This is a genomic window from Halomonas colorata, from assembly GCF_014897985.1.
GTDB lineage: Bacteria > Pseudomonadota > Gammaproteobacteria > Pseudomonadales > Halomonadaceae > Vreelandella > Vreelandella colorata.
Genome location: NZ_JABUZA010000001.1, coordinates 11118 through 23964, shown reverse-complemented (window position 1 = coordinate 23964; position 12847 = coordinate 11118). Strand labels below are relative to the sequence as shown.

Genomic DNA, 12847 nt, shown 5'->3' with positions numbered 1-12847 from the left:
CGTGCCTGAGCTGACCCAAGGATCCTCCATGTTCCAACGCCTACGTGAAGATATTAACAGCGTATTTGACCGCGACCCGGCGGCCCGTAACTTTTTAGAGGTTCTGACCAACTACCCAGGCCTCCACGCGCTGCTGATTCACCGTTGCGGTCACTGGCTATGGAAAAAAAATCTAAAATGGCTGGCCCGAACGCTCTCCACGTTTTCCCGCTGGCTGACCGGTATTGAAATTCACCCTGGCGCCACCATAGGGCGGCGCTTTTTTATCGATCATGGAATGGGCGTGGTGATCGGTGAAACGGCGCTGGTGGGCGATAACGTCACGCTTTACCAAGGCGTGACGCTTGGCGGCACCAGTTGGAATAAAGGCAAACGTCACCCCACCCTTGAAGACGGCGTGATTGTCGGGGCGGGTGCTAAAATACTCGGCCCCTTTACCGTAGGTGCAGGTGCTAAAATCGGCTCTAACGCAGTGGTCACTAAAGAAGTACCCCCCGGTGCCACCGTTGTCGGCATACCCGGCAAAATCGTTAAGCGCGCCGACCCAGATGTAGAAGAGGCGCTGGATGTGGACCCGATCCGCCGCGAAGCGATTTGCCAGAAATTCGGCTTTGATGCCTACGGGGTAAGTCAGGATATGCCCGACCCTGTCGCCCGCTCCATGCAGGCGATGCTCGATCATATGCACGCCGTGGACGAGCGCATTGAGCGTATGTGCTCAACGCTAAGCAAGCTGGACGCCAACTACCACGATGGGCACCTACCGAAACTACGCGATGAAGACTTTGCTGGCGTGCTGGATGAACACAACACTGGCTGTGCCGCCCCGGAAAAGCCCGCCACACAGCCAGGCAAGCCCGAGATAGGCATTAACGATGATAGCCTGCCGCCGCGTAATGGTTGACCAAACTACTCGGGCTTTCCCATAATGGCAGCACATTTGTCGGGAGCACGCTGAAGGTTCAGCGTCGAGGTGCCTGTCATGCGTTTAACTACCAAAGGCCGTTACGCGGTTACCGCCATGCTTGATCTGGCCCTGAATGATCAATACGGCCCGACCAGCCTGGGGGATATTTCGCAGCGTCAGGAGATATCACTCTCCTACCTTGAGCAGCTGTTTGCCCGGCTTCGCCGCTCAGGGCTTGTGCGTAGCGTTCGCGGTCCAGGCGGTGGTTATCTGCTGAGCAAACCGGCAAGCGATATCAGCGTCTCAGCGGTGATTGACGCCGTGGATGAAACGGTAGACGCCACGCGCTGCCAAGGGTTATCCGACTGCCAACAGGGCAACACGTGCTTAACACATCATCTGTGGTGCGAACTATCCGGCCAGATTCGGCACTTTTTAGATGACATCACGCTTGCCCAATTGATGCAGCGCCCCGATGTACTACGTATTGCCTCGCGGCAAAGAAATCGTGTTGAAGCGGGTATTCTCGCCTCATCACCGTAATGGCCAAGCGGCACACTATCGCTATCTGGCGCTTTTGAATTAAGCGGGTTCCCATGACGACGACAACCACACCTTCGCTACCGATTTATCTGGATTACGCCGCCACCGCGCCGGTAGACGCCCGCGTGGCCGAGGTTATGCAGCGCTACCTGACGGTTGATCAGCTGTTTGCCAACCCCGCTTCGCGCAGCCATATGCTGGGCTGGCAGGCCGAACAGGTAGTCGAGCAGGCACGTCGTCAGGTAGCCGACACGATTGGTGCTGATCCGCGCGAAATCGTCTGGACCAGCGGCGCGACAGAGGCCAATAACCTGGCGCTGATTGGCTACATGCGGGCCAACCGCGAACGCGGCATGCATTTGGTGACCTCGACCATTGAGCATAAAGCAGTCGTGGACACTGCCCTTGCGCTGGAAAGTGAAGGTTTTGAAATCACCTGGCTAACGCCTGGGCAGGATGGCACCGTCACAACCGAGCAGCTACGCGCCGCCATGCGCGATGATACCGCGCTGGTTTCGTTAATGGCGGTGAACAACGAACTGGGCAGCATTAACGACATTGCCGCGCTCGCCGCCATCGCCCACGAATTCGGCGCCGTTTTTCATACCGACGCCGCCCAGGCCGTGGGCCGAATTCCGCTGAATGTAGTTGCTCAGGAAATCGATCTGATGTCGCTTTCCGGGCATAAATCCTACGGACCCAAAGGGGTTGGCGCGCTGTATGTTAAGCGCCACCCCGACATCCGCCTTGAAGCGCTGATCCATGGCGGTGGGCACGAGCGCGGTATGCGCTCAGGCACCCTGCCCACCCATCAAATTGCCGGGATGGGTGAAGCCTTTGCACTCATCCATAAAGAATACGCCGAGGATCAGGCGCATATTGCCAACCTGCAACAGCGCTTTTTGGCTGGGCTTGCCGATCTTGACGGGGTGGTAGCCAATACACCGCTTGACCGGGCGGTACCCAACATCCTGAACCTTGCGTTTGAAGGTATCGATGGTGAGTCGCTGCTGATGGCCCTGCGCGATGTCGCCGTGTCCACCGGCTCGGCCTGCAACTCGGCAAGCATTGACCCGTCTTATGTATTATTGGGGGTAGGCATTCCGCGCGGCCTGGCGCTCTCCTCGCTACGTTTTAGCTTTGGGCGCTTCACCACCCAAAACGATATTGACCATGCGTTAACCCTCATTCGCCATGCGGTGAGCGGTTTACGAACACTGCCACGCTAAGCGGCTGGCGCATTTTTTAGGAGGACGCCCCATGGCAACACTCAACATTACCTCAGCTGCCGCACAACAGATCCGCCATGTGCTTGATGAGCGCGGTCAGGGTTTAGGCCTGCGCGTATCGGTCAAACCCAGCGGCTGCTCGGGCTATAGCTATGTGCTGGATTTTGCTGATGAAGTCGGCGATGACGAAATTCACTTTGAAGATCATGGTGCCAGCGTGTATGTAGCGCCCGATGCGCTTGAGATGCTCGACGGCAGCGAAGTGGACTATGTCAGCGAAGGATTGAACCGCTTTTTCAAGTTCAATAACCCGAATGTAAAAGACGAATGCGGCTGCGGCGAAAGCTTTACGGTGTAATACGCAGGCGCCCATGTCATCATCGGTATTCAATGTTGGCTTGAGGCGCTATAATCGCGCCCACTCGGTAAACGGTGAACACGACCGTACGCTTGCCGAAACGATTTTCCTTCGCCGCCCCGGCTTGCCGAGGCGGCAATTTCTGCTTTATCACTTTTTTTAAAGGCCTCAAGGAGATATTTACATGGCTACTGAACGCACTCTGTCTATCATCAAGCCCGATGCCGTTGCTAAAAATGCGATCGGCGACATCATCGCGCGCTTTGAAAAAGCCGGCCTGCAGGTCGTTGCCGCTAAAATGACCCACCTTTCTGAAGAGAAAGCGGGCGGCTTCTACGCTGAGCACAAAGAGCGTCCGTTCTTTAAAGACCTGGTTGGCTTCATGACGTCAGGCCCGGTGGTTGTTCAAGTACTGGAAGGCGAAGGCGCCATTGCCAAAAACCGTGATCTGATGGGTGCAACCAACCCGAAAGAAGCGGCACCGGGTACTATCCGTGCTGACTTTGCGGAAACAATCGACGCCAACGCTGTCCATGGTTCCGATTCTCCTGAAAGTGCTGAGCGTGAAATTAGTTACTTCTTCGGTAACGATGAAATCTGCCCGCGCTAATTAATTAGCGGCGCCGTTTCAACGTTCGTTGCCGGCCATTTTCGCGGGGGCTTTGCCCCCGCCCCTTTCCAGAACGCTGACCGCCATGACCACCACCGTAGCCCAACATACGCCCGCTCCCCAATCCACGTCTGACAGTGTAACGCCAGCGGAAAAAGCGCCTGAGCGCCAGAACCTGCTGGGGCTGTCGTGCGAACAGATGGAAGCGTTCTTTTTGTCGATTGGCGAGAAGAAGTTTCGCGCCGCCCAACTGATGAAATGGATCCACCAGGAAGGTAGCGACGACTTTACCGCCATGACTAACCTGTCTAAGCCACTGCGGGAAAAGCTGGCGAAGGTGGCAGAGATTCGTGGCCCCAGCGTTATTTATGAAGGCACTTCAAGCGACGGTACGCGCAAGTGGGTGCTTGAAGTCGAAGACGGAAGCTACGTTGAGACAGTCCTAATTCCGGCCGAGAACGGTAAACGCCGCACGCTGTGCGTGTCTTCCCAGGTTGGCTGTTCACTGGACTGTAGCTTTTGCTCTACCGGCAAACAGGGTTTTCAGCGCAATTTAACCGCTGCCGAAATCATTGGCCAGGTATGGGTTGCCCAGCGCAGCGTAGGTCCGCGCCGTGACACCGCCAACCGCCCGGTCACCAACGTGGTCATGATGGGCATGGGTGAACCCCTGCTCAACTTCGACAACGTGCTGCCCGCTATGAAGCTGATGCTGGACGATAACGGCTATGGCTTGTCCAAACGCCGCGTCACGCTGTCTACTTCTGGCGTTGTCCCCATGATCGACAAACTGGGCGACGAAATTGACGTCAGCCTGGCCATTTCTCTACACGCCTCGACCGACGAGCTGCGTAACGAGCTGGTGCCGATCAACCGCAAGTACAACATCCGCATGCTGCTGGATGCTTGTCATCGCTATTTATCCAAATGCCCGGATAATCGCCAAGTCACGATCGAGTACACCTTGATCAAAGACGTGAATGACCAGCAGGAGCACGCCGAACAGCTAGCCGCTCTGCTTAAAGAGCTGCCTTGTAAGATTAATCTGATACCGTTTAACCCGTTCCCCAATTCAGGGTATGAGAAGCCTTCACGCAATCAGGTGATGCGTTTTCAACAGTGGCTTTACGATCTGGAGTACAACGCCACGGTACGTGTCACCCGCGGTGATGATATTGATGCCGCCTGTGGTCAGTTGGTGGGCCGCGTAAAAGACCGCACCAAACGCAGCGCACGCTACATCCAATCCGTGCAGCTTGACGCTGACTAAACGGTGCTTATCTTGACTTCCGACGAGCACGGCGCTTTGATGGACACGTTTTTATGCGTCGTGTCGGCGGTCAGTTGGCGATTTACACCACGAGAGCAGCTATGATTTCTCAAAGGCAATTATGATTGGTCACTGCAGGCATTTTAACCCGTTGCGGGTGCCCATACTTGCTGCTTTGCTCAGCAGTGTGTGGCTAGCTGGCTGTGCCACGTCAAACGATTTGCCTGCCAAGGCCAACACCGACGCCAAGGATGCCTACACCCAACTGGGCGTCGCGTACCTGGAACGTGATAACCTGCCCAGGGCACGTGCCGCTTTAGGGCGGGCTTTGGAAATCGCCCCCAACCACGGCGAAGCGTTGCAGGCTCTGGCGCTGGTTTATCAACAGCAGGGCGACGTTGAACTGGCTAATACGTATTTTCAACAGGCCATTGATGTCGCACCCATGTTTACCCGTGCCCGTAATAACTACGCGGCATTTTTGTATCAGCAGGGGCATATTGCCGCCGCCTGCGAACAGCTGGAACACGCATCCCAAGATGCCCAGTATGCCAATCGCGCCCAGCTTTTCACTAACCTGGGCCAATGTTATCTGGCGCTGGAAGAATTTGATAAAGCGCGCGGACGTTTAGCCCGCGCGCAGCGTATCGACCCGCAAAGTCCGCGGGGATATTTTTTATTAGCCGAATTGGAAGTTTCCCAGGGCAATTACCGTAATGCCTGGTCGCCGCTGCAAACCTACCTGCAGTTGGCCGGACCAGACCAAGCAGCGCTGGAAATGGCGATAGATATCGCCCGCGCCCAAGGCGACCACGCGACGGCAGCTGACTACCAGCGCAGGCTTGGCACTTATTAATTGACGCCCTGATCACCTAATTATTTAAGGATGCTCAGCCATGAGCGACACACAGTTACAAGATAGCGTCACTACTTCCCGCACAGCCGCCTCACCCGGCGAGATTTTGTTACGCCAGCGTGAACAGCTAGGCGTACCGCTGGGCGAAGCTGCCCGAGCGCTCAATTTGCGCCCAGCCGTTGTCGAAGGCCTTGAGCAGGACCGCTATGACGAAATTCCGGTTACCGCCTATCGCCGAGGCTACCTGCGCTCCTACGCTAAATACCTGGGTCTTAACGAGCACCTGGTTTTAGATGCTTATCAGGAGCGCTATGGCGTTGCGGATACCGAACGTAAAGTAGCCCCCGTATCGGTTAGCCGCCCGCCCTCAAAGCTTGGTGCCTGGCTTTTTAGGCTGGTCACGGTACTGGTGATTGCAGGTCTGATCGGCGTGACCGTCATGTGGTGGCAAAGCCGCGGTGGCAGCGAGCCGCCCAGCTTTGGTGATAACCCTCCCGTAGAGGAAGGCGGCGAACCTATGTCCGCAGCCGATGAAGGTGCCGAACCCACACCGCCCACGACGCCTGCTCTATCTTCAGAGCAGGTCAGCCAGCCTGACAGCGCTGGCGATGCGGCGGATGCGACTGAAAGCAATGCTGCAGCGCAGGAAGCTTCAAACGACGAACAAGCCCCCACAGTGAGCGATGTCGCGGCCTTGGATATTGCCGCCTCCACCGAAGCGGATGCCGCTGACGAAGAGGAAACGGCACCTCCGGCGGGCAATGCCAACCGGATGGAGCTTACGTTTAACGAGCAGTCCTGGACCGAAATTTTCGATGCCAATAACCAACGCGTGTTTGTTGGCCTGCAAACGCCCGGCACCACCGCAACCGTTGAAGGTGAGCCGCCGTTTCGCTTAACCGTAGGAAACGCCACTGGCGTCGTGCTGCGCTATCAAGGTGAGCAGGTCGATCTTGCACAGCGCGCCGGCGCCAACAATGTAGCCCGATTTACCCTGGGAGAGTGACCCGTCTTATGCACGCCCCTTCTCCGATAAAACGCCGCCTGTCCCGTCAAATTCACGTCGGCAATGTGGCGGTAGGCGGAAACGCGCCTATTTCAGTACAAAGCATGACCAACACCAACACGCTGGACGTGGCGGCTACCGTTGGTCAAATTCAGCAGCTGGAAAAGGCTGGCGCTGATATCGTGCGCGTCTCGGTACCGGATATGGATGCCGCCGAAGCCTTTGGCAAGATCAAAAAGCTGGTTGACGTACCGCTGGTCGCGGACATTCACTTTGATTACAAGATCGCTCTGCGCGTCGCCGAACTGGGCGTTGACTGTCTGCGCATCAACCCCGGCAATATTGGCCGTGAAGACCGTGTACGCGCCGTGGTGAGTGCGGCGCGCGATAACGGTATTCCTATCCGCATTGGCGTTAACGCCGGTTCGCTGGAAAAAGATCTTCAGAAGAAGTACGGCGAGCCCACGCCTGCCGCGCTGGTGGAATCCGCCATGCGTCATATCGACCACCTGGATCGGCTCGATTTTCAAGAGTTCAAGGTCAGCGTCAAAGCCTCGGATGTATTTATGGCCGTCGCGGCTTACCGTGATCTTGCCAACCGCATCGAGCAGCCGCTTCATTTGGGAATCACCGAAGCTGGCGGGCTACGCTCGGGCACCGTTAAATCATCTATTGGTCTCGGTATGCTGCTGATGGACGGCATCGGCGACACGATTCGTGTGTCACTTGCCGCCGACCCTGTGGAAGAGATCAAGGTCGGCTTTGATATGCTCAAAAGCCTGCGCCTGCGCGCCAAGGGGATCAACTTTATCGCCTGCCCCAGCTGCTCGCGGCAGAACTTTGACGTTATCAGCACTATGAACCAGCTTGAAGAGCGCCTGGAAGACGTAATGACACCGCTTGATGTCTCAGTCATCGGCTGCGTGGTTAACGGCCCGGGTGAAGCAAAAGAGACCGATATCGGCCTGACCGGCGGCAGCCCCGCGAACCTGGTGTATATCGACGGTAAACCGGCCAGCAAGCTGCGTAACGACCACTTAGTGGATGACTTGGAGCGGCTGATCCGCGAAAAAGTGCGCCAAAAACAGCAGCAAGAAGATGACATGATTGCCCGCAGCGTTTAGCGCCGGGCCCATGCATCAGCCAGGATGCAGAATAAGGAGTTTTCATTGAGCAAGTCCGCCGCTAAAAAGATTCAAGCCATCCGTGGTATGAACGACCTGTTGCCCAGCGATAGCCCTCGCTGGCAATTTTTTGAGTCTAAAGTGCGTCATTTGATGCACCGCTATGGCTTCGATGAAATTCGCACGCCCATTGTTGAACAAACCGCCCTGTTCGCTCGCTCTATCGGCGAAGTAACCGATATCGTCGAAAAAGAGATGTACACCTTTGACGATCGCAATGGCGATAGCCTGACGCTGCGTCCAGAAGGTACGGCCAGCTGCGTACGTGCGGCGATGGAGCACGGCCTGTTACACAACCAGACCCAACGGCTCTGGTACCAGGGTCCGATGTTCCGTCATGAACGTCCTCAAAAAGGCCGCTACCGTCAGTTTCACCAGGTGGGTGTTGAAACGTACGGCTTTGAAGGGCCGGATATCGATGCCGAAGTGATTCTGCTCTCGGCGCGCCTATGGAAAGAGCTGGGCCTGTTTGAGCATGTCACGCTTGAGCTTAACTCACTGGGTTCTGCCGAGGCGCGTGTGGCCTACCGTGAAAAGCTGGTGGCCTATTTTGAGCAGCACCGCGAGATTCTTGACGAGGACTCTCAGCGTCGCCTGATCAGCAACCCGCTGCGCATTCTGGATTCCAAAAATCCGGCCATGGCCGACATGCTCAACGGCGCGCCGCAGCTGATGGATCACCTTGATGATGCATCGCGTGAGCATTTCGAGCAGCTCAAAACTATGCTCGATGCGGCAGGCATTCCCTTTGTGATCAACCCTCGCCTAGTGCGTGGTCTCGACTACTACTGCCGCACGGTGTTCGAATGGACCACGAGCGCGCTGGGTAGCCAGGGCACGGTATGTGCTGGCGGACGTTACGATGGCATGGTCGAACAGCTGGGCGGCAAGCCGACCCCGGCGGTGGGTTTCGCAATGGGTATCGAGCGGCTGATTCTGCTGCTTGAGACGCTAAATCTGGTTCCCGATGAAGCGCTGGGTGGCTGTGATGTCTATCTTGTGCCCATGGACGATAGCGCAACGATTGCCGCGCTAACGCTTGCCGAGCAGCTTCGCAGCGACCTCCCCGATTTACGTCTGCAGCTTCATTGCGGCGGCGGCAGCTTCAAAAGTCGTATGAAAAAAGCCGATAAAAGCGCGGCGCCCGTGGCCATTTTGCTCGGCGAGACAGAACTTGCCGAACAGGCGGTCACGCTCAAGTTCTTGCGTGATGATCGCGAGCAGCAGCGCGTGAGTCAGGCAACGCTTTCTTCTGCGCTAGACGAGCTGCTGGTCCGCTAAGCTAAACAGGCACGCGCTGCGTGCTGATAAATAACTAATCGTCGCTATGCTGCGGCGGTTTTAGGTAATAGGAGACCGCCCGTGGCGGATCGAAGCGAAGAAGAACAGCTGGAAGTCGTTAAGCGTTGGTGGAAAGAGAATGGTACTTCGCTGATTGCAGGTGCCGCTCTTGCCGCTGCGGGCGTGTTTGGCTGGCATACCTGGCAAGACTATCAGGAAGGTCAGTCGGAAGCCGCCTCGGTTCGCTACCAGCAGCTGGTCAATATTGCCATGGCAAGCGAACTCGACGAACAGCAAACCGCCAGCGCGCGTGAGCTGATCAGCGAACTCACCGACGATTACGGCAAAACGCTTTATGCCGAACTTGCCCTCCTGATGGATGCCCGTTTAGCCGTTCAGCAGGACAACCTGGACGAGGCCAAAGCGTCGCTTGAGCAGGTAGCCAACGACTCTTCGCGTCGCTATGTGCAAAGTCTGGCCTGGCTGCGCTTGGCGCGTATCGAAGTCGCCAATGGCAACCCTGAAGCAGCACTGAGCCTGCTTGATGAGCCTATCAGCGAAGCGCTGGCTGCTCAGCAAGCCGATGTGCGCGGCGATGCCTACGCAGCCCTTGGCCAAGCCGAACAAGCCCGTAGCGCCTGGCAAAATGCGTTAGAGCTTGCTGAAAATCAGAACCAGACGCTTTACGGCGTGCAATTCAAGCTTGACGATCTTGGCGCCGAGGAGGCGACTCAATGATGAATCTGCGTCTATCCAAACAGCTCATGCGCGTAACGTTCGGAGCAGTTGCCCTTGCCTTGTTGGCCGGTTGCGCCAGCAAGGGTGAGCCCGCCTATACGCCAAAAGAGCTGCAAAGCTTTAATGAATCCGCCACGCTTGAAACCCAGTGGCGCCACAATGTGGGCGACGGCCTGGGCCGGGCACGCAACCCCATTGCACCAGCACGTGAAGGCGACACGGTGTTTGCCGCTGACGCTCAAGGCCTGGTGATGGCGTTTAACGCCGCAAGCGGTGAGCGTGAGTGGCGGGTAGAGCTTAACGCACCGGTTTCCAGCGCACTGAATGCGATTGCCGGTCACGTGTATCTGGGTACGAGCAACGGTGAAGTCATTGCGCTTGACCAGCGTGACGGCAGCGTAAGCTGGCGCTCCAGCGTTTCCAGCGAAGTACTCGCGGCTCCTCAGGCCAACCAGCAGCTGCTGATCGTGCAGAGTGTGGATGGCCAGGTAACGGCGCTTGACCGCCTCAGCGGTGAAGAGCGTTGGGTTTACACCAGCTCCCAGCCAGCCCTTACCCTGCGCGGTACGGGTACGCCCATGGTGATCGAGCCGGTTACGTTTGTCGGCATGGCCAACGGTCGCTTAGCAACGCTTGATAACCGTAACGGTCAACCGCTTTGGGATATGCAGATCGCAACCCCCAGTGGACGTAGCGAAGTAGAGCGCCTGGTCGATCTTTCTGGTCAGCCGCTGATCACCCCTGACGGCCGCCTGTTTGTGACCAGTTATAACGGCCGGGTCGTGGGGCTGGAAGCCACTCGCGGCAATGTACTCTGGGAAAGCAACATCTCTAGCCGCCACACGCCGATCCTGGTGGGCGATTACCTGATCGTGGTTACCGACGACAGCCAAGTGGTTGCCCTTGATGCCAGTAATGGTCAGGAAGTCTGGCGTAATGATAAGTTTGAAGATCGCTGGTTAACCGCCCCGGCCTTTGCCAGTGGCAACATCGTGGTGGGCGATTTTGAAGGTTATCTCCACCTGATCGACGTGCGTGAAGGTAGCGTCGTGGGACGCACCCGGGTTCATAGCTCTGGCATTAGCGTCGTCCCGGTTACCGAAGGCAGCACCATTCATGTCCAGGCCAACAATGGTCGCCTGGAAACCCTGGAAGTTACTCCATGACACCCGTCATTGCTTTGGTCGGCCGCCCCAATGTGGGCAAATCGACTCTGTTTAACCGACTAACGCGCTCGCGTGATGCGTTAGTCGCTGATTTTCCCGGCCTGACCCGCGACCGTAAGTACGGTAACGGCATGCTGGGGGGCAAGACCTACACCGTGATTGATACCGGCGGTATCAGCGGTGATGAAGAAGGCATCGATGCAGCCATGGCCGAACAGTCATTGGCGGCGATTGATGAAGCCGATATTGTCCTGTTCCTGGTCGATGCCCGCGCTGGATTGAACGTGGCCGATGAAGCCATTGCCAACCACCTGCGCGTCAACCAGAAGAAAACCTGGCTGGTGGTCAACAAGATCGACGGCCTGGAAGAGCATTCGGCCATGGCTGACTTCTGGAAGCTGGGGCTGGGCGACCCTTGGCCGATTGCAGCGGCACACGGGCGCAACGTTTCCACGCTGATCGATGTTGTGCTTGAACCGTTTCCCGAGCGGGATGCCAGCATTCCTGCCGACACCGGCAGCAAAGGCATTCGCATTGGCGTCATTGGCCGCCCGAACGTGGGTAAATCCACGCTGGTCAATCGGATGCTCGGCGAAGAACGGGTCGTGGTGTTTGATGAAGCGGGCACCACGCGCGATGCTATCGAAATCCCCTTCGAGCGGCGCGGCAAGCCTTACGTTTTGATCGACACCGCGGGTATTCGGCGGCGTAAGAACGTCAGCGAGATTGCTGAAAAGTTTTCCATTATCAAAACCCTGGATGCGATCAAAGAGTCTCACGTCGCGGTGATGGTACTGGATGCCCGCAGCGGCCTGGTGGAACAGGATTTACACCTACTGGACTACGTATTGACGACCGGGCGCGCGCTGGTGCTTGCCATCAATAAATGGGACGGTGTGGAAAGCGAAGCGAAAGAAAAAATGCGCTCGGATATCAAGCGCCGCCTGGGCTTTGCCGACTACGCCGAAATGCACTTTATTTCGGCCCTGCACGGCACGGCGGTGGGTGATTTGTACCCATCGATTGAGCGGGCGTTTAACGCCGCTAACGCGCACTGGTCCACCAACCGCTTGACCACCTTGCTGCAAGACGCAGTCAGCCAGCATCCACCGCCGATGGTCAATGGGCGGCGTATCAAGCTGCGTATGGCCCACCAGGGCGGCAGCAATCCGCCGATCATCGTGGTGCACGGTAACCAGACCGCGTCGGTGCCCGAAGCGTATCGCCGCTACCTGATCAATACGTTCCGTAAGGTTCTTAAAGTACGCGGCACGCCGATGCGCTTTGAGTTCCGTTCGGGCGATAACCCGTTTGATCATATGGCGGGAGCCAGCGATAAAGAGAAGGCCAAGAAACGCGAGCTTAACCGCACCAAAGAGGCGCGCCAGAAGCGCCGCTAGACGCCTATAGCACTAATCATCAAACGCCTGCTGAATAACTCAGCAGGCGTTTTTTATTACACTCTCTATCCGTTGACTCAACCTATCCGTAGACTCAACGTGGGAGCCGAATTCATTCGGCGATGGCGGCGACAGCCGCCCTTACTCGACGAATGGCAATATCGCGCCACCGCCACGAACCCCAGCAGCGCTTCGCGCTGCATCGCTGGCTAAAGCCTGCTCCCACCAAAGCTTCTTCCAAGGGTTAAAGCAGGGGCCAAATCCCTACTTCTTCCAAAAATCTATTGACAAAAAGCGCC

General features: G+C 56.9%; 13 protein-coding genes. All 13 read left to right on the top strand.

Translation table 11 applies throughout. The features are described from left to right. Positions 1–28 precede the first annotated feature (28 nt). The 13 genes from cysE (at position 29) to der (ending at position 12548) form a co-directional block, all read left to right on the top strand. On the top strand, positions 29–904 hold the full coding sequence (cysE, locus tag INT33_RS00125) for a serine O-acetyltransferase (protein ID WP_193090816.1): 876 nt from the start codon (positions 29–31) through the stop codon (positions 902–904). A 78-nt stretch (positions 905–982) separates the two neighbouring features. Next, a complete protein-coding gene (iscR, locus tag INT33_RS00120) occupies positions 983–1450 on the top strand; it encodes a Fe-S cluster assembly transcriptional regulator IscR (RefSeq protein ID WP_192538608.1) in 468 nt (155 codons plus the stop codon). Positions 1451–1503: 53 nt separating this feature from the next. Continuing rightward, positions 1504–2679: an aminotransferase class V-fold PLP-dependent enzyme gene (locus INT33_RS00115; RefSeq protein WP_193090815.1), complete on the top strand. Its 1176-nt coding sequence runs from the start codon at positions 1504–1506 to the stop codon at positions 2677–2679. Positions 2680–2710: 31 nt separating this feature from the next. Continuing rightward, positions 2711–3037: a HesB/IscA family protein gene (locus INT33_RS00110; RefSeq protein ID WP_192538606.1), complete on the top strand. Its 327-nt coding sequence runs from the start codon at positions 2711–2713 to the stop codon at positions 3035–3037. Positions 3038–3221: 184 nt separating this feature from the next. Further along, positions 3222–3647, top strand: coding sequence for a nucleoside-diphosphate kinase (gene ndk / locus INT33_RS00105; protein ID WP_018918130.1), 426 nt, complete (start codon positions 3222–3224; stop codon positions 3645–3647). A gap of 85 nt (positions 3648–3732) precedes the next feature. Beyond that, a complete protein-coding gene (gene rlmN, locus INT33_RS00100; protein WP_192538604.1) occupies positions 3733–4917 on the top strand; it encodes a 23S rRNA (adenine(2503)-C(2))-methyltransferase RlmN in 1185 nt (394 codons plus the stop codon). Positions 4918–5038: 121 nt separating this feature from the next. After that, a complete protein-coding gene (pilW, locus tag INT33_RS00095) occupies positions 5039–5773 on the top strand; it encodes a type IV pilus biogenesis/stability protein PilW (RefSeq protein ID WP_193090814.1) in 735 nt (244 codons plus the stop codon). Positions 5774–5813: 40 nt separating this feature from the next. Continuing rightward, positions 5814–6779, top strand: coding sequence for a RodZ domain-containing protein (locus tag INT33_RS00090; protein ID WP_193090813.1), 966 nt, complete (start codon positions 5814–5816; stop codon positions 6777–6779). 8 nt (positions 6780–6787) lie between these two features. Then, on the top strand, positions 6788–7903 hold the full coding sequence (gene ispG, locus INT33_RS00085; protein WP_193090812.1) for a flavodoxin-dependent (E)-4-hydroxy-3-methylbut-2-enyl-diphosphate synthase: 1116 nt from the start codon (positions 6788–6790) through the stop codon (positions 7901–7903). Between the two features lie 45 nt (positions 7904–7948). Beyond that, entirely contained in the window at positions 7949–9244 is a 1296-nt protein-coding gene (hisS, locus tag INT33_RS00080) for a histidine--tRNA ligase (RefSeq protein WP_192538600.1), read from the top strand. Positions 9245–9325: 81 nt separating this feature from the next. Continuing rightward, positions 9326–9982, top strand: a complete 657-nt coding sequence (locus INT33_RS00075; RefSeq protein ID WP_192538599.1) for a YfgM family protein — start codon at positions 9326–9328, stop codon at positions 9980–9982. After that, complete coding sequence (gene bamB / locus INT33_RS00070; RefSeq protein ID WP_192538598.1) at positions 9979–11148, top strand: outer membrane protein assembly factor BamB; 1170 nt, start codon at positions 9979–9981, stop codon at positions 11146–11148. The genes INT33_RS00075 and bamB overlap by 4 nt, the downstream gene beginning before the upstream one ends. Then, the gene (gene der / locus INT33_RS00065; protein WP_018918138.1) at positions 11145–12548 is read left to right on the top strand and encodes a ribosome biogenesis GTPase Der; all 1404 of its coding nucleotides are present in this window, start codon (positions 11145–11147) and stop codon (positions 12546–12548) included. Before bamB ends, der begins: the two co-directional genes overlap by 4 nt. Positions 12549–12847 lie beyond the last annotated feature (299 nt).